Origin of the sequence: Larkinella sp. VNQ87, assembly GCF_049445795.1 — a bacterium.
GTDB lineage: Bacteria > Bacteroidota > Bacteroidia > Cytophagales > Spirosomataceae > Larkinella.
Window position 1 is genome coordinate 386169 of the sequence record NZ_JBMSDT010000004.1, and the last position, 21369, is coordinate 407537.

Annotated in this window: 18 protein-coding genes and 1 pseudogene; 11 read left to right on the top strand and 8 right to left on the bottom strand. The window is 52.0% G+C overall.

All coding sequences use genetic code 11. The features are described 5' to 3' along the window. The first annotated feature begins 348 nt into the window (after positions 1 to 348). Entirely contained in the window at positions 349 to 1149 is an 801-nt protein-coding gene (locus ACO2Q8_RS09235; protein ID WP_423344509.1) for an NIPSNAP family protein, read from the top strand. On the opposite strand, the pseudogene ACO2Q8_RS09240 reads toward ACO2Q8_RS09235, so the two are convergent. The 7 genes and pseudogenes from ACO2Q8_RS09240 to ACO2Q8_RS09270 form a co-directional block, all read right to left on the bottom strand. Then, positions 1146 to 1307 (bottom strand): annotated as a pseudogene (locus tag ACO2Q8_RS09240) (EamA family transporter); the annotation flags it as partial. The gene ACO2Q8_RS09235 and the pseudogene ACO2Q8_RS09240 overlap by 4 nt on opposite strands. A gap of 22 nt (positions 1308 to 1329) precedes the next feature. Beyond that, on the bottom strand, positions 1330 to 2058 hold the full coding sequence (locus ACO2Q8_RS09245; protein WP_423344510.1) for a carbon-nitrogen hydrolase family protein: 729 nt from the start codon (positions 2056 to 2058) through the stop codon (positions 1330 to 1332). 18 nt (positions 2059 to 2076) lie between these two features. Beyond that, positions 2077 to 2874 carry a DUF3050 domain-containing protein gene (locus tag ACO2Q8_RS09250; protein WP_423344511.1) on the bottom strand — a complete coding sequence of 266 codons (798 nt, stop codon included), beginning with the start codon at positions 2872 to 2874 and terminating at the stop codon, positions 2077 to 2079. 237 nt (positions 2875 to 3111) lie between these two features. Next, positions 3112 to 4674 (bottom strand): FMN-binding glutamate synthase family protein, encoded by a 1563-nt coding sequence (locus tag ACO2Q8_RS09255; protein ID WP_423344512.1) that lies wholly within the window; start codon positions 4672 to 4674, stop codon positions 3112 to 3114. A 118-nt stretch (positions 4675 to 4792) separates the two neighbouring features. After that, positions 4793 to 6127, bottom strand: coding sequence for a 3-phosphoshikimate 1-carboxyvinyltransferase (locus ACO2Q8_RS09260; RefSeq protein WP_423344513.1), 1335 nt, complete (start codon positions 6125 to 6127; stop codon positions 4793 to 4795). Between the two features lie 185 nt (positions 6128 to 6312). Beyond that, a complete protein-coding gene (locus ACO2Q8_RS09265) occupies positions 6313 to 6906 on the bottom strand; it encodes a hypothetical protein (RefSeq protein WP_423344514.1) in 594 nt (197 codons plus the stop codon). Positions 6907 to 7025: 119 nt separating this feature from the next. Continuing rightward, positions 7026 to 8678 carry a DUF4139 domain-containing protein gene (locus ACO2Q8_RS09270; RefSeq protein ID WP_423344515.1) on the bottom strand — a complete coding sequence of 551 codons (1653 nt, stop codon included), beginning with the start codon at positions 8676 to 8678 and terminating at the stop codon, positions 7026 to 7028. 167 nt (positions 8679 to 8845) lie between these two features. Between ACO2Q8_RS09270 and ACO2Q8_RS09275 the strand changes: the two genes are divergently transcribed. From ACO2Q8_RS09275 to ACO2Q8_RS09310, 8 genes are all read left to right on the top strand, one after another. Continuing rightward, positions 8846 to 9916: an Ldh family oxidoreductase gene (locus tag ACO2Q8_RS09275; protein ID WP_423344516.1), complete on the top strand. Its 1071-nt coding sequence runs from the start codon at positions 8846 to 8848 to the stop codon at positions 9914 to 9916. Between the two features lie 125 nt (positions 9917 to 10041). Further along, positions 10042 to 10986, top strand: a complete 945-nt coding sequence (locus tag ACO2Q8_RS09280) for an EamA family transporter (RefSeq protein WP_423344517.1) — start codon at positions 10042 to 10044, stop codon at positions 10984 to 10986. Between the two features lie 140 nt (positions 10987 to 11126). Beyond that, positions 11127 to 12164 carry an endolytic transglycosylase MltG gene (gene mltG / locus ACO2Q8_RS09285; protein ID WP_423344518.1) on the top strand — a complete coding sequence of 346 codons (1038 nt, stop codon included), beginning with the start codon at positions 11127 to 11129 and terminating at the stop codon, positions 12162 to 12164. 84 nt (positions 12165 to 12248) lie between these two features. Continuing rightward, positions 12249 to 12668 carry an acyl-CoA thioesterase gene (locus tag ACO2Q8_RS09290; protein ID WP_423344519.1) on the top strand — a complete coding sequence of 140 codons (420 nt, stop codon included), beginning with the start codon at positions 12249 to 12251 and terminating at the stop codon, positions 12666 to 12668. Positions 12669 to 12694: 26 nt separating this feature from the next. Beyond that, positions 12695 to 13648: a YihY/virulence factor BrkB family protein gene (locus ACO2Q8_RS09295; RefSeq protein WP_423344520.1), complete on the top strand. Its 954-nt coding sequence runs from the start codon at positions 12695 to 12697 to the stop codon at positions 13646 to 13648. A gap of 255 nt (positions 13649 to 13903) precedes the next feature. Next, on the top strand, positions 13904 to 14950 hold the full coding sequence (locus ACO2Q8_RS09300; protein WP_423344521.1) for a glycosyltransferase family 2 protein: 1047 nt from the start codon (positions 13904 to 13906) through the stop codon (positions 14948 to 14950). Positions 14951 to 15035: 85 nt separating this feature from the next. Then, positions 15036 to 15659, top strand: coding sequence for an L-threonylcarbamoyladenylate synthase (locus ACO2Q8_RS09305; protein WP_423344522.1), 624 nt, complete (start codon positions 15036 to 15038; stop codon positions 15657 to 15659). Between the two features lie 291 nt (positions 15660 to 15950). Then, entirely contained in the window at positions 15951 to 16970 is a 1020-nt protein-coding gene (locus tag ACO2Q8_RS09310) for a hypothetical protein (protein ID WP_423344523.1), read from the top strand. Positions 16971 to 17096: 126 nt separating this feature from the next. On the opposite strand, the gene ACO2Q8_RS09315 is transcribed toward ACO2Q8_RS09310, so the two are convergent. Further along, entirely contained in the window at positions 17097 to 17972 is an 876-nt protein-coding gene (locus ACO2Q8_RS09315) for a lysophospholipid acyltransferase family protein (protein WP_423344524.1), read from the bottom strand. A 115-nt stretch (positions 17973 to 18087) separates the two neighbouring features. Here ACO2Q8_RS09315 and ACO2Q8_RS09320 point away from each other — a divergent pair, with 115 nt between their 5' ends. Continuing rightward, entirely contained in the window at positions 18088 to 18741 is a 654-nt protein-coding gene (locus ACO2Q8_RS09320) for a WbqC family protein (protein ID WP_423344525.1), read from the top strand. A 60-nt stretch (positions 18742 to 18801) separates the two neighbouring features. Then, on the top strand, positions 18802 to 21330 hold the full coding sequence (locus ACO2Q8_RS09325; RefSeq protein ID WP_423344526.1) for an ATP-dependent Clp protease ATP-binding subunit: 2529 nt from the start codon (positions 18802 to 18804) through the stop codon (positions 21328 to 21330). The last annotated feature ends 39 nt before the right edge of the window (positions 21331 to 21369 follow it).

Genomic DNA, 21369 nt, shown 5'->3' on the forward strand with positions numbered 1-21369 from the left:
CAAAGCCTTGCGATAATTAGTTTGATAAATAAAAGACTAGTAGACAAAAAGAGAAAAGAAGTAAGATGAACCGGCTGATTTACGGTAAAAAGCTGGAATCAATTCTCTTTTTCTTTTTATGGTTACCGGAAACTGTTGTAAAGATACAGTTTAACAGGTATTCCGGAAAATTGATTCAGTTGTGGGGTCGGATTATGAGGTTCCGTTGATTCTATGCGGTTGACCCGCAATGGGTTCGCTGACCGCAACGAAAATCCGGCTATTTACCATCGGGACCAAGCTTTGCACTCACCCGTAAACTTGGTAATTTGCGTGACAATACGGCTATTTAACTCAACTAAACCCTTCATGAAAAGACGCACGTTTGTCAAGACTTCCTTAGCGAGTACCACGGCCGCCGGTTTTTTGGCTTCTTCCAGTTCGGCTGATGCCGGAATTGCGCAACAAAATCCCGGTCCTGAATTTTATGAATTGCGCTTCTACACCTTGAAAAACGGGCGGCAGCAAAAACTGGTCGAGTCGTATTTTCAGCAGGCGGCCATTCCGGCACTGAACCGGCTGGGGAGTAAAACCGTCGGCGTCTTTACCGAGTACCTTCCGCAGGGCTTTACCACATTGGTGGCTGTCATTCCGTACCCGTCCCTGGATGCGTATCTGAAAGCACCGGATCAACTGGCCAGTGACACCGCGTACCAGCAGGCCGGTGCCGATTACCTGAACGCCACAGCTACCGAACCGGCGTACGAACGCATTGAAAGCTCGCTGTTGAAAGCATTTGCGTACATGCCGAAGCTGGAAGTACCGGAAAAAAAGCCCCGGATTTTTGAGCTTCGCCGGTATGAAAGCCATAGCGAGGTGGCCGGGAAGAAAAAGATTGAAATGTTCAACGAAGGCGGGGAGATCGCCATTTTCAAGCGAGTGGGGCTCACCCCGGTTTTCTTCGGTGAAACGCTTATTGGGCCGCACCGGCCCAATCTGACCTATATGCTGACCTTTGACGACATGCCAGAGCATGACCGGAATTGGAAAACCTTCGGCAGTGATCCGGAGTGGAAAAAAATTAGTGCCATTCCGGAATATGCCAACGCCCGCATCGTGTCGAATATCACCCGGACGTTTCTGGTTCCGACGGCTTTTTCTCAGATTTAACCCTGTCGTTCTTTCCGGCCCAGGGTGATTAGGACAACGCCCAGCAAAATGATCAGGGCGGCCAGAACCGAGGTAATTGTCAGGGTCTCGCCCGCAAAGGCCCAGCCCAGCAGCATAGCCACGACGGGATTGACGTAAGCGTAGGTGGATACCAGTTGGGGCGGGGTGGAGCGTTTCGGACTATAGAAGTTGGGCCGTCACCTCCTGCGTTGCCGTGTCGAGCATCAGCAAGCCCACACTGGTGTCGTCGAGTTGCCCGAGCAACTTGCCCTGTTCGTTCCAAATGGCGGATTGCCCGGCCGCCCGAAAACCGTCCTGTTCGCCCACGCTGTTGACCATCAAAACGGTCAGACCGTGGGTGCGGGCAATGTCGGCCAGGCGTTCGGCGGCTTTCGCAACGCCCTCAGCGGTTTTGGCGACACTGGCCAGGTAAAGGTTGGCACCGTTCCGAACCGACTGTTCCGCATGCTCGGGCACCGACAGTTCGTAGCAAATAGCCAGGGCAACCTTCGTTGGATTTTCCGACAAAAAAAACGCCTGCTCGCCGTGGACAAAATACGGTTTTTCATCGTCGTGCAGGTATTGTTTAAAATACACCTGACGGGTTTGCCGGGGTTGAAAAAGTAGCAGGCTGATATGGACACCGGCATCACTTTGGGTTGGCATTCCGATGCCGACAGTGATTTGGTGACGGTCACTAAGCGTCTGAAAATCATCGAACTGACGGTCGTCCGGCGCGGTGGCCAGATCAGCCGCCAGCGACGGTTCGTAGCCGGTCAGCGAGAGTTCCGGAAAAACAATCAGATCCGCACCTCGCCCAACCGCCCGGTCGATGAGCTGCTGGTGTTGCTGGCGGTTTTGCGCAATGGCTCCTTTGACCGGACGGGTTTGGGCAAGGCAAATGATCATGCGAAATGTGTTTTTTAATCAGGTCAACTGAGGCAGCACTTCCGGCTGTTCGGCAAGCTGGCGGGCAACGCCATCCCAGAGCCGGATGCGTTTTCGGAGCGCATCGATGGTAGCGCGTTCGGCTTCCTGCCATAAATCGTTGTTATCACCACAAAGATTGGCAGTCATTTGTAGTGCCAGGTGGCTGTGGTGGTCGCCGTCTACTTCAATGTGCCGTTCCAGGTAATACTTAAAAATAGACACCGTCTCCGGGAAACGGTGGTGGATGTCGTTGATGATCGCGAAAAACATGCCCGGAATCAGGTCTTCACGCCCGAACGTAAACACGGCGGATTGCACATGCGGTTTGTCGGTAGCAATGACCCGAAAGGTAAAGTCTACGAAATCCCGGGCTTCAATGGGGGTTTGGGCAGCCTGAAAAGCTGCGTCCAGCTTGCCGGTTTGTTGCAGGGTAGCGGTGAAGGTTTCAAGGGAAGCGGTGTCGGCTCCACATTGCCGCATGGCTTCCTGATACAGCTCAAAATGACTTTTCCGATTTCCATTCGGATCGACATCCGACTCTTCTCCGGTTACGATTTCGTTGATTAAAAACCGTGTGTCGGCCGAACCCGTCGGGAACCAGGGTACGTTTGTACAAGTCAACTTGTTTTGCAGGGTTTTAAGGAGGGACATGAAATCCCAGACGGCATAACTGTGAAAATGCATGAAAACTTTTAGGTCGTCCAGATCATGCATCTGGGTGTAGACCGGATGGTGAATAATTTCCTGCCGGAGCGGCTCGATCGTTGATTTGAGTAGTTCAATCCGTTCGTTCATGGGTCAGTTGTATTTTTTTGATCGGTCAACGCTAAAAATTTCGATTAGAAGCGTTGTTCGCCATACGTACTGATTTTGGGCGCGGATAGTTTCCCTTTGGTGGCGGTTTTCTAATTTATTTGATCATCAAGCAGCTCATGCGAGCGACCGTAACGGGACGTTGTGAACCCTTCAGCCGGGTTGATAGATGAAAACGTCAGGAGTTTTCGGGTTACTCCGGAAAAAAATGCATCCCGCTTAAAGATCTATCTTGTTATCCAGGTACTCACTGGTTAAAATAGAAACGATGGACGTAAAGGAAACCGGATCTTTTTGATAACCAAAGGCTTCGGCCAGCGTCTGGATGCGGTTATTGTCACCCATCGACAGAACCACATCCTTCATCGTAAACTGGCAGGGGTGTTCATACCCCGACGCGTGCGAGATCTCCATAATTTCTTTGGTCATCGTTTTAATGTAGTTGTAAAACCGCTCACTTTTCAGCGCCGGATCGATCCCTGATTGCAGCCATTTATTTTGAGTTGCTACGCCCGACGGACAGCGGTTGGTGTGACAAATCTGGGCCTGAATGCAACCGATGGACAGCATGGCCTCCCGACCGACGTTGATCAGATCGGCACCCATTGCAAAGGCCATGATGGCTGATTCGGGCAGTCCAAGTTTTCCCGACCCAATGAAGGTAATCCTATTTGTAAGGCCCCTTTTCTGAAAAATCTGGTAAATTTTGGAAAAACCGTACACAAACGGCAGTGAAACGTGGTCGGCAAAGGAGGGAGGAGCAGCACCGGTACCACCTTCTCCACCGTCGATGGTGATAAAATCGGGGCCCTGGCCGGTTTCCAGCATGTAATCAGCCAGTTCTTCCCATAGTTCGAGTTTGCCCACCGCCGACTTGATGCCCACGGGCAACCCGGTATTTTCGGCCATTGCTTCAATGAATCCGACCATGCCCGGAATGTCGGAGAACATGCTGTGAGCAGCGGGTGAAATCACATCTTTACCCATCGGAACATGCCGGATTTCGGAAATCTCGGGCGTAATTTTGGCCGCCGGTAACACCCCGCCTTTACCCGGTTTGGCCCCCTGCGACAATTTCAGTTCGAGCATCCGCACAAATGGGTTGGAATTGACCAGTTTCACCAGTTTTTCCATGACAAAGTTACCGTCGTCATCCCGAATGCCGAAATACGCCGTCCCGATATTGACAACCACATCGGCTCCGAATTTATGGTAGGGTGACAACCCGCCCTCGCCGGTATTGTGATAACACCCAAACTTTTTGGCTCCCTTGTTCAACGATTCAATGGCTGTGGCCGACAGCGAGCCGTAGCTCATCCCGCTAATGTTGACGATCGAACGCGGCAGGTATGGCCGTCGGCGTTTGTGAAACAGGCCAATCACTTTTGCCGCCGGAGCGCTGTAGGGCGCGTGGCAATTCGGATCGTCGGGCGGAAGCTGTAAGGGCAACAGCGCCGGTTTGATGAAAATATAGCCGGGACTATGAATGTCCTGATCGGTGCCGAAGCCCTGGAAATTATTTTCCTGTTTGGACGACGCATAAATCCAGGCCCGCTGCTGCCGGTTGAACGGCAATTCTTCCCGGTTATTGGCCACAATGTATTGCCGAAGTTCCGGACCAAAGCTTTCCAGAAAATACCGGATATTGCCGACAACGGGAAAGTTGTGCCGGATCGTGTGCTTCCTTTGGGAAATGTCGTAGAGCCCTACGACTGCAAGGCTAAGCAGGAGCCATCCCCACCAGGGAAGGTTACCCAGAAAAATCAGGAGTTCCAACAGCATCAAGGTTCAGTGAGTGCCGTAAAAATACCAAAAACCGGCAATCCTACACTGTCCCAATCCCGTTTCCTTGCCCAAGCCCGCAGGGCTTGGGCTCTGTGGTCGCTGAGAAGTATGGGGATTAATCCACTATCCGAACCCCGGCCACCTTGGCCACATCCTCCCAGAACGAAGGATACGACTTGGCAACCACACCCGGTTCTTCAATGATCACTTCCTGGCGCATGACCACGGGGGCAAACGCCATCGCCATCCGGTGATCTTCATAAGTCGCAATGCTGGGGGCAGTGGGCAGAGGGGATTGTGCATAGGGCCTAGGGCTCTGGGCAGAGGGTACGGTGCGAACCACATATTTTCGTCCCTCAGCCCCCAGCCCTTTGCCCAAATCCCTCTGCCCCATGCCCTCTGCCCCTTGCCCCGAGCCCTCTACCACTTCCACCAACTCGGCACCGATTTTTTTCAATTCGGTCTGGAGGGCAAAAACGCGGTCGGTTTCCTTAATTTTCAGACTTTCGATACCGGTCAGCGTCAGCGGAATATTCTTTACTGCGCAGCAAACCGCCACCGTCTGGGCCAGGTCGGGACAGTCGGTAAAGTCCCAGGCCAGGGAGGATTCGGCCGGTATTTTCGTCAGGATGACACCCTGCTCCGTAAACTGGCTGGTAACGCCGAGCGGGCGCATGATGTCGACAATGGCACTGTCGCCCTGCAAGGAATTTTCCTTTAAACCAAGGAGTTCAATTTCAGCCGAATCGTCCTGCGCCAGCGCCAGCATGCTATACCAGTAACTGGCTCCCGACCAGTCGGATTCGATGCTGTAGTCGGTGGGTATATAAGGTGTGGCCGGAACCGTAATGGTTTTGTTCGTCCAATCGGCCACGGATTTTACCCCGAAATGTTCCATCTGCCGAAGTGTCATTTCAATGTACGGACGCGAACCGATTTCGCCGGTGAGTTCGAGGGTCAAGCCGTTGGCCAGGGTAGGGGCAATCATCAGCAAGGCCGAGATGTACTGGCTGCTCACATCGCCCCGGATGGCTAACCGGCTGGTGCCGTTGCTGGTAAAACCGTTGGTTTGCAGGGGTGGAAAACCGTCGTTTTTCAGGTAGGCAATGTCGGCCCCGAGCTCACGCAGCGCATCCACCAAAATACCAATCGGTCGTTCGCACATACGGGGCGTTCCGGTCATTGTTTTTTGTTGTCCGGTCACCGCAAAGTACGCTGTCAGAAACCGCATGGTTGTTCCGGCATCCAGCACATCGGCTACAGCATCCTCCGACTGCAACAGCCGGATCATGGTCTGGGAGTCACGGGCGGCCGACACGTTGTGCAGCCTGCCCCGAAAACCGGTCAGTGCGTTAATAATCAGGGCGCGGTTGCTCTCACTTTTGGACGAAGCCAGGGGAATGGTGGCCCGGACGGGCGCAGTCGGCGGGGTTAGACGTACAGCGTTCAAATCGGAAACGAATTGGTGAATTTTTCCGCAAAACTACAGAGAGGAAAGAACAATGAATAATGAATGAAGAAGAATGAAAAGGCAATATCGAATATTGAATATCGAACACCGAATATCGAAATTAAGTACGGTTTGACTTTCGATATTCGTTATTCATTATTCAATATTCGTTATTATTTTAATATTCAATACGTTTCGAGTACTTTGAGCCGGTTGTTTTTGTTAATTCGGTAGCGCGGAAAACTCAGCTTGTAGCAAATCGCACCGAGGGCAATCAGGACCGCTGGCACTCTCAGGGCGCGGGTGTCGGCCGCGAGCCGTTTTTCCTGGCGAGACACGTTGACCACATCCGCCACGAAGAACAGCGTTCCGGCGATGGGAAAGAGGTAAGTGCCCTGTGTGATGAATGGAATCTGCCGATTGACGTAGATCTTCTCAATCTTGTCGAGTCGGAAATGAACGGTTTCGGGTAGAAATGTATTCGGATCTTCCAGGATCAGCATGAGCGTCGTGTCGGTGACGCCGTAGATGGGTTCTCGGTATTTTTTGCCGTCGTATTTAAACTTGATTTCCTCGTTCGGGAAAAACCGGTGACGCTGAAAACCACCGATCCGCCCCGTCACATCCAGCGCGAGGTACTTCTGACCCGGTTTAAGCAGGGCGACATAAGGCGATTTCTGCTTGATCATCAACGAGTCGACCGAAAGCGTATCGCTCTGAGCGCAGAGGGTCTGAACCAAAAGCAGGAGAAAAACCGTCGTGAGCAGGGATCGAATCATACCCCAATAAACGACAAACCGAGCAAAAAGTACCGTTTGGAACTCGGATTTAATAGATTTAGCGGATTGGTAAGGATATAAAATCCGTTAAATCTGTCCAATCAGCGTTCCTAGCTTTCTTACTGTGCATTCACCAACTGCTTCCCTTTCGGATATTTGATCGTGTACCGGAAAACGAGGTCACGGCTTTCACCCGGTTTCAGGGCCAGATTCCAGGTCAGGCGACCGGTTTCGGCGTTGTGTTCCGCTCCGGCCCGGTCGTCCAGTTCCACCTCGATCCGGCTATCGGTCGAAACCGGAATTTGGTCGAAAACCGTCAGACTAACGGGTTCGGCTTTTGTGTTCCGCACCGAGATCTTGTACGAATAACTATCGCGAACCGACGAACTTAGACCTTTTCGGCTGCTGAAATCCTGCGTTTTTTCGCGTTTTACCACAATCTTTTTGTCACGGCCCAGCCCGAGCGCCAGCGTGTCGCCAGCTTGTTGCAGATTCACCTGCGACTCGCCGACGTAGGTGCCTTCGAAATACGTCCGGGCGATGCCATTCAGGAGATTTAGCTTCTCCCAGCCACTCAGCGTTGCCACCAGAAACGCATCCGAATCAACTTTGGGCGTGGCCGTATACCGGTAGGTAGCCGGTAATTCGCCAGACTGAATATCAACGACTTGTGGTCGGTTGTTCGACAAAACCGTATACGGAACCGAAATGTCGAACCGAACACTCGTCGGCTGCTCGCTGACCTGCGTAAAATTGGCCGTCGTAGCCAGATCAGCGGCCGGGGCGGCTGCTTCGGCTACGGCCGACTCCGACTGTCTGAACTGTGCTTTGGCCCGAATGGAAGCGTTCTGCAGAACGGGGCGAGGTTCGTAAAAACCGACAAACTGCGTCTCCAGTTGCGGTTGGGTACCGGGCAGGGCGGGGTTGGCGGTCGAAAGGGTCAGCCGGACGTTCTGCCAGTCGAAACCGGTGTTCTGGTAGACATTGGCTTTGTAGACCAGGGTCGCCGGGCTTTTGGTGTCACGCACCCGGATGTCATAAAACGGCACCCACCCGGCATCGTTGACGACATAGCTCAAGGCCAGATCGACGGTTGTGCGGTTTTTGGCCGAAATCGTCACTTCAATTTCACCAACCGGCCGTTCGCGTTTGGCGTTCTGCTCCCGGACCTGGCCTTCGAGCCGATCCACTTTTTTCTTTTGCTCCTGCACGATTTTTTCGAGCGCGAGCAGTTTTTTCCCCACTTCGGTCAGGCGTTTCCGGAAAAAGTCGGCCATGTCTTCCACATCGTCCACAATGGTGCCTTTTTCGGTTCCCACTTTCTGGTTCGCCAGCACCATTTTTTTTTCGTTTTCCAATACCTCTTTCTGAAGCAGGTGTTCGTCGTAGGTTTCGCGGGCGGCACGCAGCGAATCTTCCAGCCGTTGCAGCGAAACCGGTTTAGGGACTTTCGTCAGAAAGTTGGTCCGAAACTGAACGCCCTGGATAACGGCGTCGCCCCGGTCTGGATTGACCCGGTCTGGACTGACCCGGTCTGGACTGACTTTTCCGCTGACCTGAATGCTCTGCGGATCGGTCTGGGCGGAAGCATTGTCGATGATTAGCCGGGTCGTGCCGGGAGCCAGCGTGGTCCGGGCCTGGGCGTCGATCTGGGCGCGGTTCAGAAAAACCGTAACGTGCTGAATGGTAGCGCTCAGGCGCTGTTCGTCGTCCTGAGCACAAACTGAGCTGAACGTCAGGAGGATAGCTATAGCAACGAGATATGTTTTCATCAATTCAGGGAGGGAAAAAGATCATTTGGGAATATAGATACGTTTGATGGCGGTTTCGTTTAGTCAATCGGCTACTTTTGCAAAAAAAAGAACCACATACCGGTTTTTATTGTCCACTTTTTTTTCAAACACCCTAACCGATTTCTGGTTAGTCGGGTGGTCAACCTATGATTCCAGTCGATCAACTCAAAGCGTTTACCAAACAAGTTTTCCTGAAAATAGGCTTTTCCGAGGCCGATGCCGACCTGGCGACGACGGTTTTAGTCCAGGCTGATCTCCGGGGCGTCGATTCGCACGGCGTGGCTCGCTTAGCTGGCTACGTTCGGTTGTACGATCACGGCCGACTGAACCCGACGCCTGATATCCGGGTCGTACACGAAACGCCGTCCACGGCCGTAGTCGATGGCGACCGGGGTGTTGGGCTGGTGGTCGGGCCGAAAGCCATGCAGGTCGCCATCGAAAAAGCGCGCGTGGCCGGAACCGGCTGGGTGGCCGTCCGGAATTCCAATCATTTTGGCATTGCAGGCTACCACGCCATGCTGGCGCTCGAACACGATATGATCGGGCTGACCATGACCAACGCAGCTCCACTGGTCGCACCTACGTTTTCGCTGGATAAGTTGCTGGGAACCAATCCGATTGCGGTGGCGGTTCCGGCCCTGACTCAGCCGCCGTTCGTGGCCGACTTTGCTTCGACCGCCGTGGCTTACGGGAAGATGGAGATTTTGCAGCGAAAAGGGCAGTCGGCTCCGCTGGGCTGGGCGCAGGATGCGGCCGGGCAACCTTCAACGGATGCTAACCCGATCAAAAATGGCGGGGCCTTGTTACCGCTGGGTTCCGACCGCGAACATGGAAGTCATAAAGGGTACGGTTTAGGCGCGATTGTGGATATTTTCTCCGGTGTCTTGTCAGGGGCCAACTACGGACCGTGGGTGCCGCCCTTTGCCACCGCCGGTTTTATGGCAGCTCAAGAGGGCGTGGGAGTCGGAACCGGTCATTTTTTCGGGGCAATGCGCGTCGATGCGTTCCGACCAGCGGAGGAGTTCAAGCAGCACATGGATACCTGGATTGGGGCGTTCCGAAATGCCCGGGCGGTGGAGGGCAAGCAGGTCCTGATTCCGGGCGATCCGGAGCGCGACATGGAAACCGAGCGCGAACAGAACGGTCTGCCGCTGATCGAGCCGGTGATTCAAAATCTGCGCGAACTGGCGGAACGGTTTGGCCTGAAATGGAATTAGTTTAAGAAACAACATTACCCCCAACCCCCTGAAGGACGGTCGGCCGCTGCCGGGCTGAAAATTCGTGTGTATAAAGACCGGCAGCGGCCGACCGTCCTTCAGGGGGTTGGGGGAAAAACAATCGAATGACTCCAACAAAACCCCGGCCTTTGCTGGTCATCCTGGCCTTTGCGGCCGTTTACATCATCTGGGGCTCAACCTACCTGGCCGCGCTGCTCGGGCTGAAGAGTATGCCGCCGTTTCTGATGGCTTCCCTCCGGTTTCTGATCGCCGGGATGTTGCTCCTCGCTTGGTGTATCTGGAAAAAGCAGGCGACGCTTTCGGGAAAGATTGTTGCGCGGAACACCCTGAGCGGTGTGCTGATGCTTTTTGGCGGTACCGTTTCGGTGATATGGGCTGAACAGTATATTCCTTCCGGTTTGGCGGCCATCCTGGTGACAACCCTGCCGTTCTGGTTTGTGATTCTGGATCGGCGGCAGTGGAAGAATTATTTTTCAAACGGGATGATTCCGGGTGGTTTGGTAATTGGTTTTATCGGGGTAATTCTGTTGCTCGCGCAGCCGGGCCGAATGGGGACACTCCAGCGGGTCGGCGACTATTACTGGCTCAGCATCGCCGTTTTGATGTCAGGGGGTATTTTCTGGACGGTAGGATCGTTGTTTGCCAAATACAGACCATCGCCTTCCTCGAACCTGCTCAACGGGAGTCTGCAACTGCTCGCTGCGGGATTGTTCAGTGGGCTGGTAAGTGTTTTCTCGGGCGAACTGGCTGACTTTCAGATCGAGCAAGTTACGGTTGAATCCTGGCTGGCTTTGGGGTATATGATCGTGATGGGGTCCGTCATTACGTACGTAGCGTACCTGTGGCTGTTGCAGGTCCGGCCCCCGGCCGTCGTCAGTACGTATGCTTATGTTAATCCCGTGATTGCTGTTTTGCTGGGAACCCTGTTTGCCAATGAGGTTATTTCGCTGCGGCAGGTACTGGCGCTGGGTGTCATTCTGGTGGGTGTGTTGCTGGTCAATCTCCCCAATTATCAGAGTGTGCGCAAGGTTGGTAATTCAAAAAAATGATTTGTTTCCGGGTGAATTTCTTCCTTGCTACCTTTGCAGCGTTTAGTGTATACTTTATAGTTTATAGTTGAGAGGAGTGGTGCCCATTTTATCGGGTAGCGAACTGTAAACCAAAAACTGTAAACGAACTAACTTTCTATATGTCTCGCAAGTTTGTTGCTGCTGTTTTGATTATCGCTTCTGTTCTGCTGGCTACGTTGTCGTTTTATGCGTGGCAAATTGTTAAGACCCCGAACCTACAGGTTGGCGAGAACGACAAAGATTTTGAACTTCTTATTCCGCGTGGTGCCAGCTTTGAAACCGTTATGGATACGCTCGAAAAGCACAATGTGGTCAACGATAAGATGTCGTTCCGGTTTCTGGCTCGTTTTATGAAGTATACCGATCACGTCAAGTTCGGCCGGTATGTCATCAAAAAGGAAATGAGCAACCACGACGCCATCCGGAAGCTGCGGTCGGGCGCGCAGGACCCGATGAACGTCACGTTCAACAACATCCGGCTGAAAGACGATCTGATTGCCCGGCTGGGGCGCAAATTCGAATTTGGTCCGGATAAACTGGACTCGCTGCTGAACGACCCGGTGGTTTGCCAACGCTACGGGTTCGATACCACCACCATCATGTGCATGTTTTTGCCGAACACCTACGAGTTTTTTTGGACCACCAGTGCGACCAATTTTCTGGACCGGATGGCCGATGAATATAAGAAATTCTGGACGCCCGAGCGGCAGCAGAAAGCCAAAGACCTCGGTCTAACGCAAACCCAGGTCCAGACGCTGGCGTCGATCGTGGAGTCGGAGAGCAAGAAAAACGACGAAAAACCGCGTGTGGCCGGGGTGTATCTGAACCGGTTGAAGAAGGGGATGTTGCTGGAAGCCGACCCGACGTTGGTGTTTGCCCACCGCGATTTTACGATCCGCCGGGTACTCAACGTGCACAAACAGATTGATTCGCCCTACAACACGTACCGGTTCAAGGGATTACCGCCCGGCCCGATCAACCTGCCGATGCTGAGTTCGATTGATGCGGTTTTGAACGCCGAAAACCACGATTATCTCTATTTTGTCGCCCGCGCCGATTTTTCCGGCTATCATACCTTCGCCAGTACGTACGAAGAACACATGAACAACGCCCGGATCTACCACGCGGAATTGAACAAGCGGGGAATCATGAAATAAACTAATGATGAATTATGGATGATGAATTATGAAGTTCCTTTGTCTTGGGAACAACCTTTTCATTCATAATTCTTCATTCAATACATGTTCACTTTCGAAGTGCCTCCCATCCGGGTTCGCTACGCCGATACCGACCAGATGGGTTATGTTTATTACGGAAATTACGCCCGGTATTATGAGATTGGGCGGGTGGAAGCCCTCCGGAGCCTGGGTTTTCATTACAAAGCGATGGAAGATTCGGGCGTGATGATGCCCGTCTACGAAAACCGTTCTCGCTATTTGCGCCCGGCCCGGTACGACGATCTGCTGACGATTCGGGTCACCATCCGGGAGTTGCCCAATGTCCGGATTGTCTTTCTGTACGACATTTACAACCAGAACGGAGAGCACCTGAATACGGGCGAGACAACGCTGGTGTTCATGCTGGCCGATTCGGGGCGACTAACCAAAGCGCCCGCTGAATTGATTGAAAAGCTGAAACCTTTTCTGATACAGACGGTTTAATTTTTGTTCAGTAACGCTACTTCATCATGTTGGAAAAATTGATGCAGTACAACGCCGTTCAGCGCGTTATTCTCTTCCTGCAAAAACACCAGGCTTTCGATTCGAAGCAAAACTGGTTTGATTTTCTCCGGAAATTCCTGCCTAAAGTTACCGACAATGACACCAGCGAACGCGCGGCTTCGGTGGCCTACAGCCTGATTCTGGCGGTTTTTCCGGCGGTGATCTTTGTTTTTACCCTGATACCGCTGATTCCGATTCCGGACCTGGAAGGGCAGGTGATGGATTTCTTTGCGCGCGTCCTGCCCGCATCGACCTACGAAACCGTCAAAACGACCATTTACGACATCATAAGCCGGCCGCGGGGTGGGGTGCTGTCGTTCGGGTTTTTGCTGGCTTTGTATGCCGCTACAAACGGAATCCTGTCATTGATGATGGCCTTTAACTCGTCGCACAAAACCGGCGAACGGCGCGGTTTTCTGAAAACCCGGCTGATAGCCTTTGGACTGACGATCATGCTGGCGTTTGCGCTGTTTCTGGCGATTGCCGTACTGGTTGTCGGGGGTGTCATCACGGATTACCTTCAGCGAATTCAGATACTTGATAATATTGTAGTTACCAACTTGTTGAACATTGCCCGTTACCTGGTGGTATTTGCGGTATTTATAGCCGCCATTTCGGTGATTTATAAATTTGGCCCTGACATCGATATGAAATGGAAGTTTGTCAACCCGGGCGGAATTATAGCCTCCGTGCTGGTAGTCCTGACAACCTACGGTTTTTCGTTTTATGTTTCCAATTTCGGTTCTTATAACAAGCTGTACGGCTCCATCGGAACACTGATTGTGTTGATGATCTGGATTAATTTAGTCTGTTTATTGCTGATTATCGGTTTCGATTTAAACGTAGCGCTCTATCAATTGGAAGGTAATAAGAATCCGCAGGGGGAAGAAAAAACAATAAATGCTCCCCAAACCGCTTAGAGAGCATTTACAATAACCCTAACCCAAAAAATCACAAACCCGGCTTTTCAGCGCAAGTTTTGACTGTTTCTCTTTCTAAATCAGTATAAAAACCGTGCCAAACAGGTTTTATTTTTAGTCAACGGGCAGGCACATTTCCTGGCCGGATCAATGCCGTTCCCTAAAAAAGATTGCTTCTATTGCATCAATTATTTCTACTATTGCGTACGGGAGAGTAGCGGTCTCTTTGTTTGATAAATACGCTTCATCACCACTATGGCTGAAACTCTTAAGGGTGCTTCGCACGGATTACTGGCAGATTATCTGTCGTCGATCCGGCCGCTGGTATCCGTGATTTGTATAAGTTACAACCATGAATCCTTTATTTCCGCTGCGCTGCAATCGGTTTTAGAACAAACGTATCCGGCCATCGAATTGATCGTAATCGATAATCACAGCACGGATCGATCGGTTCAACGGGTTGAGGAACTGCAAAAAGAACATCCGACTATTCAGCTCATTCAAAATACCGAAAACCTGGGGATCTGTCGGGCCTTCAACCAGGGTCTGCAACGGGCCAAAGGAAAGTATGTTATTGATTTTTCGGCAGACGATGTGATGCACCGCGACCGCATTGCCCGGCAGGTGGCCGGTTTTGAGCGGTTGCCGGGTGATTACGCCGTGATTTTCAGTAATGCCGCTTTCATTGATGAAAAAGACCGTTTGACGGGTTATCATTTCCCGGTGGATCAAAATGGAAAGGCCACGGGTCAGGTGCCGTCGGGCTGGATTTTTAGGGATATTCTGGCTGCTTACGTTGTGCCGACTCCCACGATGATGATGCGGAAAGATGTACTGGAAAGCCTGGGGGGGTACGACGAATCGCTCAGTTACGAAGATTTTGATTTTTGGGTTCGGTCGGCCCGACATTACCGCTACCATTATCAGGATGAAGTGCTGACCAGCAAGCGGGTGCTGGCTCGGTCGCTTTCCACGCAGTTCCGCGACCGGCACAATGCTTTGCTTATGTCCACCCTGAAAGTCTGTTACAAGGCTTTCGACCAGTGTCAGTCGGCCGAAGAGTACGGGGCGCTGGCGGGCCGTATCCGCTGGTTTATCCGGCAATGTTTTTACACGGAGCAGTTTGAACTGGCCTTCCGGTTTCGGGAGTTACTCGAATACATGGAAAAACCGGACTGGCGGACGGCGCTCATTCTGCGGCTGTGTCAGTGGCACATTCCGATCCACAGATTTTACCAGCGTTACGCACAATGGCAGCAACATCGGCAGGTGAGCCGGGGAACTATCCGGCCGGTTGTTTGAAAAAATTGGATGGCAAATAGCGGATAAAATCGTTATTTGCAACCAAATTGCCGCCTGCTAGTTTAGCCAAAAAGCCCCGAACCTCATGGCTGCCGAATACCTCACCATTCATCCCCAAACACCGGAAGAACGAAAAATTCGTCATGTTGTCGAGGTGCTGCGCGATGGTGGCGTAATCATTTATCCGACCGACACCATCTATGGGCTGGGCTGCGATATACACAATACGCGGGCCATTGAACGGGTCGCCCGGATCAAGGGCATCAAGCCACAAAAGAATGATTTCTCCTTCATCTGCCACGATCTGAGCCACATTGCCGACTACGCCCGGGTAAGCAACCAGGCTTTTAAACTCATGAAGCGGCTGCTGCCGGGGCCCTACACGTTCATTCTGGATGTGAGCAGCCGGGTCCCGAAAATCCTGCATACCAATAAGCGAACTGTGGGCATCCGGATTCCCGACCATTCGATTCCCCGCGCCATCGTGAAGGAACTCGGCAACCCGATCATCACGACGACCATCAAGGATATCGAAGACGACATCGTTCCGTACATCACCGACCCGGAGATTATTTTCGAACGGTTTCAGCATCAGGTCGATATCGTCATCGATGGCGGCATGGGTGGCAACATTCCCTCGACGATCATAGATGCTACCACCGATGCCTTTGAAATTGTTCGATGGGGCCTGGGTGAAATTGAAGAATAGCGGTTTTGAACGGGTCCGGACCGATTCAGAAACCGTGTGCTATTATTTTTCAGTTTCCGCTTCTGATTCCCCGCAGAGTTTCTATTTTTGGCAAACGTACCCTGCCGTACCCACGGACTTTAGTCCGTGTGAGTTAATATGACCAATTAGGTAGAACAAACTCCCAAAACACGGACTAATGTCCGTGGGTACGGCAGGATACGATATCGTCTCATTCTTAATCAAAACACAGTGGTAAACGGAGGGTATAGGCCGTGCCGGATGGCATGGAAATTAGTAGCAGTAGCTTCAGTGCTTTTTCAATTCAGTGTACTCACCGGTTGTTCGTCCAGCAACGGGAAGAACGAAGAAACCGCCAAAACCGATAGTGTAGCCGCTTCTGGTGCTGCTCCGGCGAAGGATTCGGCACAATCACCAGCGCCGGTAACGACGGCTGCGGCCGATACCACCACCAACACGGACCCGCTGAAAGCGGATAGCCTCCGGTTTGCCGGAACCTTGCCGGACACAATTTTGCCCCACCGCCGGATTCTGGCCTACTATGGCAACCCCCATTCGACCCGGATGGGTATTTTGGGGGAATATCCCCGGAAAGAAATGCTGCGCCGGCTGGATCAGGAAGCCGAACGCTGGCAGAAAGCCGATCCCTCCAAGCCCGTTCAGAAAGCCCTCCATCTGGTAGCCATTTCGGCCCAGGGCTCTCCGCAGAAAGACGGTAAATACCGGCTTCGAATGAGCGACAAAACCATTCGGAAAGTGATTAGCTGGGGAGCGCAGCACGGCGCCATTGTGTTCCTGGACATTCAGGTGGGCCTGGCCGATTTGAAAGGCGAGATGGCGTACCTGGAAAAATACCTGAAGCTTCCGTACGTTCATTTGGGGATCGACCCTGAATTTTCGATGAAAACCGGAGCAAAACCGGGTACCAAAATCGGTACCTATGATGCCGCCGACGTCAACGATGCCGTGCAGTTTTTGAGTCGGGTCGTGAAGGAAAATAACCTGCCGCCCAAAATCCTGGTGGTTCACCGGTTTACGCAGCGCATGGTGACCAATTACCAGAACATTAAAAAAGACCCACGCGTCGCTATTGTGATCGACATGGACGGCTGGGGGCCGCCTTCGCTTAAAATCGACTCCTACCGCGACTACATCGTCAAGGAACCCGTGCAGTATACCGGTTTTAAGTTGTTCTACAAAAACGATCTGAAAAAGGTCGATCACCGCTCCAAACACAAAGTGCCGCACCTCATGGAGCCTGAAGAAGTGCTGGCCCTCGACCCAAAACCGTTGTACATTCAGTACCAGTGAGGAGTTAAGAGTGATGAATTAAGACGGGGCCGCCCGTGCGGTGATGAGTTGCTCTGCCTGAGCCAATAAACCGGCGGAGCAACTCATCACCGCACGGGCGGCCCCGTCTTAACTCATAACTCTTAACTAAAATTTGACCTGTGTTTTGGCATACTTGTCCCGTTGGTGTTTCCAGCGTTTATGGGACCAGAGCCAGTCGGCGGGGTGGTGCCGGATCGTCTGCTCCAGATAATCCCGATAGCGGTTGATGATTTCACCGTCGGGGAGGTGCTGATACGGCGGTTCGGCGATGAGGTAGAATGTCATGGTGTAATGACCCCGACGCGTTCGGATCATTTCTGTATAAAAAACCGGTAGATTGAAACTCCTCGCCAGCCGTTCAGTACCGGGATAAAAGGGCGTCTCCTGATGCAGAAAGGTAGTCCAGTAGCCAAATTCCGGCTGGTCGGGGATCTGGTCGGCAACCAGCGGAATCAACCGGGGTTCGTTCCGGCGGGTGGCCATTTCCCGCAGCAGACCCTTCATAGGAATAGGTTTTGCTCCAAAATTTGAGCGGATGTAATGAACAAGCCGTTCTGAAAGCGGATTCGCCAACTTTTTGTACACCGCATCGGCGGGCATGCCGTGAACGACCGAGGCCGAGGGGGCCCACTCCCAGTTGCACTGGTGGGAGGCCATGATCAACACCGGCTGACCTTTGGCTAACTTTTCTTTTACCAGTTCCGAATTCGTAAATAAAACGCGTCTTTTTAGTTCCTCCGGTGACATTCCCGGTAACTTCAACGTCTCAACTAAAACATCGGCTAGATTGCGGTAAAAATTTTGGGCAATTTGCCGAAGCTCTTTATCTGATTTTTCGGGAAACGAGCGTTTTAAATTGGTCAGGATAACCTGTTTTCGATACTGAATGACATAGGCCAACAGGAAGTATAAAACGTTGGCAAGGGCGTAGAAAACAGAAAATGGAAGTCGGGTGAACCATCGAAACAGCGTTAGTGTCATTCGAAAAAAGGGCGACTGAACAGCAATTCAATACCGGCAAATTAAAATTTTGCCAAACCGTTTGCTTGTTCCATGCGAAATACATTTATTTGGTCCTATCAACAGGTCGAGTATATTGGAAAAGTACCAAGTTGGTTGTGCTTGTCAGGGCATCCGGATTGAGTTACATTATCTGCCCAGCCTGACTTATTTCACCGCACTTTTACCCTTCGATACCGTTCGGCTGGAAGCAGCCGAGCATTATGGAAAGCAAAGTTACAGAAATCGGTGTTATGTCCTGACAGCAAACGGCATTGACCGGCTGACGGTTCCGGTACTAAATGGAACGCACAAGCAGTCGATTCGGGAGGTTCGGATCGATAACCGGCAAGCCTGGCCCGACCGTCACTGGCGGTGTTTGGTTACGGCTTACAGCAAAGCTCCTTTTTTTGAGTATTACGCTGATGATTTCGAAAGGGTACTTCGCCGGAAATGGGTCAACCTGTTTGACCTGAATCTGGAATTGCTGACATTATGTCTGCAATGGCTGGGCTGGTCGAAAAAGCTTCAGTTGACTGAAACGTTTGATAAACAATCGGTTGAGGGGTTTTTCAACGCTCATGATCAGATTCAAGTTCGGGAAAGTATACAAAATGGCAGGTTTTACAAGCCGGTTGCGTACCAACAGAACTTTGGCAACGTATTTGTACCGGACCTAAGCATTCTGGATTTGATTTTCTGCCAGGGACCCTCCGCTACCGACGTTCTGAAGCAGTCACGGATACAGTGAACAATACCGAAAAAATTTTCGTTAGTACGAAAAGACGCATTCTAATACAACCCTAAGCGAATGGAAGCTAAATTTTCGAACCGAGTTAAAGAAGTTATCTCGCTCAGCAGAGAGGAAGCCCTGCGTCTGGGTCATGATTACATAGGTACAGAGCACCTGCTGCTGGGTATGATTCGGGAAGGCGAAGGGGTAGCCGTTGGGTTATTGAAAAAATTGGGCATTTCTTTGGACGAACTCCGCGTGACGATCGAGCAGGCGACCAAAGGAACCGCAACCAACAACGTCAAAAATCTGGCTAATATTCCACTCACCCGCCAGTCTGAAAAAGTCCTAAAAATCACCTATCTGGAAGCCAAGATTTTCAAAAGCCCGCTGATCGGCACCGAGCACCTGCTGCTGTCCATTCTGCGCGACGAAGACAACGTGGCCACCCAGATCCTGAACAAGTTTAATGTCAATTACGAGGTAATAAAGGAGATGCTGGAATATCAATCATCCGGTACACGTCCGCATATGGGGCCCGAAACTGACGACGACGATAACGACCGCGGTATGTTCGGCAGCAGCAGCTCCGGCTCCGGAAAAGATCCGAAAGGATCCGAAAAGTCGCGGACGCCGGTTTTGGACAACTTCGGGCGTGACCTTACGAAACTGGCCGAACTCGGCAAACTGGACCCCATCGTGGGCCGGGAAAAAGAAATTGAACGTGTCGCTCAGATCCTGAGCCGCCGGAAGAAAAACAACCCGATCCTGATCGGTGAACCGGGCGTTGGGAAAACCGCCATTGCGGAAGGCCTGGCCCTGCGGATCGTTCAGAAAAAAGTATCGCGGGTGCTGTTTGGCAAACGTGTGGTGACACTGGACTTGGCTTCCTTAGTGGCCGGTACCAAATACCGGGGCCAGTTCGAGGAACGCATGAAAGCGGTCATGAACGAACTGGAGAAATCACCGGAAGTGATCCTGTTCATCGACGAGTTGCATACTATCGTCGGCGCGGGTGGTGCTTCGGGTTCGCTCGATGCCTCCAACATGTTCAAACCGGCGCTGGCTCGGGGCGACATCCAATGCATTGGGGCCACGACGCTTGACGAATACCGTCAGTACATTGAAAAAGATGGCGCGTTGGCCCGTCGGTTCCAGGTCGTCATGGTCGATGCTACTTCGGTCGAAGAAACCATTGAGATTCTGAACAACATTAAAGATAAGTACGAGGATCACCATCATGTCAACTACACCCAGGAAGCAGTGGAAGCGGCCGTGAAACTGTCGGAACGCTACATTTCCGACCGGTTTTTGCCCGACAAAGCCATCGACGTGCTGGACGAAGTAGGTGCCCGCGTACACATCTCCAATATCTCGGTTCCCGAAGACATTCTCCGGCTGGAAGAAAGCATCGAGAACATCAAGAAAGAGAAAAATCAGGTCGTAAAAAGCCAGAAATATGAAGAAGCCGCTCAACTGCGCGATAAGGAAAAACGCCTGATCGATCAGTTGGAACGCGCCAAACAAGCCTGGGAAGAGGAAACCAAGAAAAAACGCTACACGGTAACGGAAGAAAACGTGGCCGAAGTCGTAGCGATGATGACGGGTATTCCGACCAACCGGGTAGCCACCAACGAAGGCGCCAAGCTACTGAACATGGCCGAGCAATTGACCGGTCGTGTGATCGGTCAGGACAAAGCGGTTCTGAAGCTGGTAAAAGCCATCCAGAGAACCCGCGTTGGCCTGAAAGATCCGAAAAAACCGATCGGCTCGTTCATCTTCCTCGGCCCGACCGGGGTTGGTAAAACCGAGTTGGCGAAAGTATTGGCTTCGTACCTGTTCGACAAAGACGATGCGCTCGTGCGGATCGACATGTCAGAATACATGGAGAAATTCAGCGTAAGCCGTCTGGTAGGGGCTCCTCCGGGCTACGTGGGTTACGAAGAAGGTGGTCAGTTGACCGAGAAAATCCGTCGTAAACCGTACTCGGTGGTGCTGTTGGATGAGATCGAGAAAGCCCACCCGGATGTGTTCAACATCCTGTTGCAGGTGCTTGACGACGGGATTTTGACGGATGGTCTGGGTCGCCGGGTTGACTTCCGGAATACCATCATCATCATGACCTCGAACATTGGGGTACGTGATCTGAAAGACTTCGGAACCGGTATCGGGTTTGCTACTCGTAATAAGTCTGAAAACCAGGACGAGATTATGAAGAGCACCATCCAGAACGCGCTCCGGAAAGCCTTCTCACCCGAGTTCCTAAACCGTCTGGACGATGTGATCGTGTTCAACTCGCTGCAACGCGAAGACATTCACAAGATCATCGACCTGATGCTGGGCAAACTGCTCAACCGCGTCACGAGCCTAGGGTACAAAGTCGAGCTGACGGAAAAAGCAAAAGACTTCCTGTCGGAAAAAGGCTACGATCCACAGTACGGTGCTCGTCCGCTGAGCCGGGCCATTCAGAAATACCTCGAAGATCCCGTTGCAGAAGAAATCCTGAAAGGTGATCTGAAAGAAGGCGATGTGATTCAGGCCGACTACGATGACAACGGTGAGAACCTGATCATCACGGTGAAGAAGCACGAACCGGTGACCGAATAAGCAACGTTTAAGCAAATGACACAAACCGGGTTGGACGTA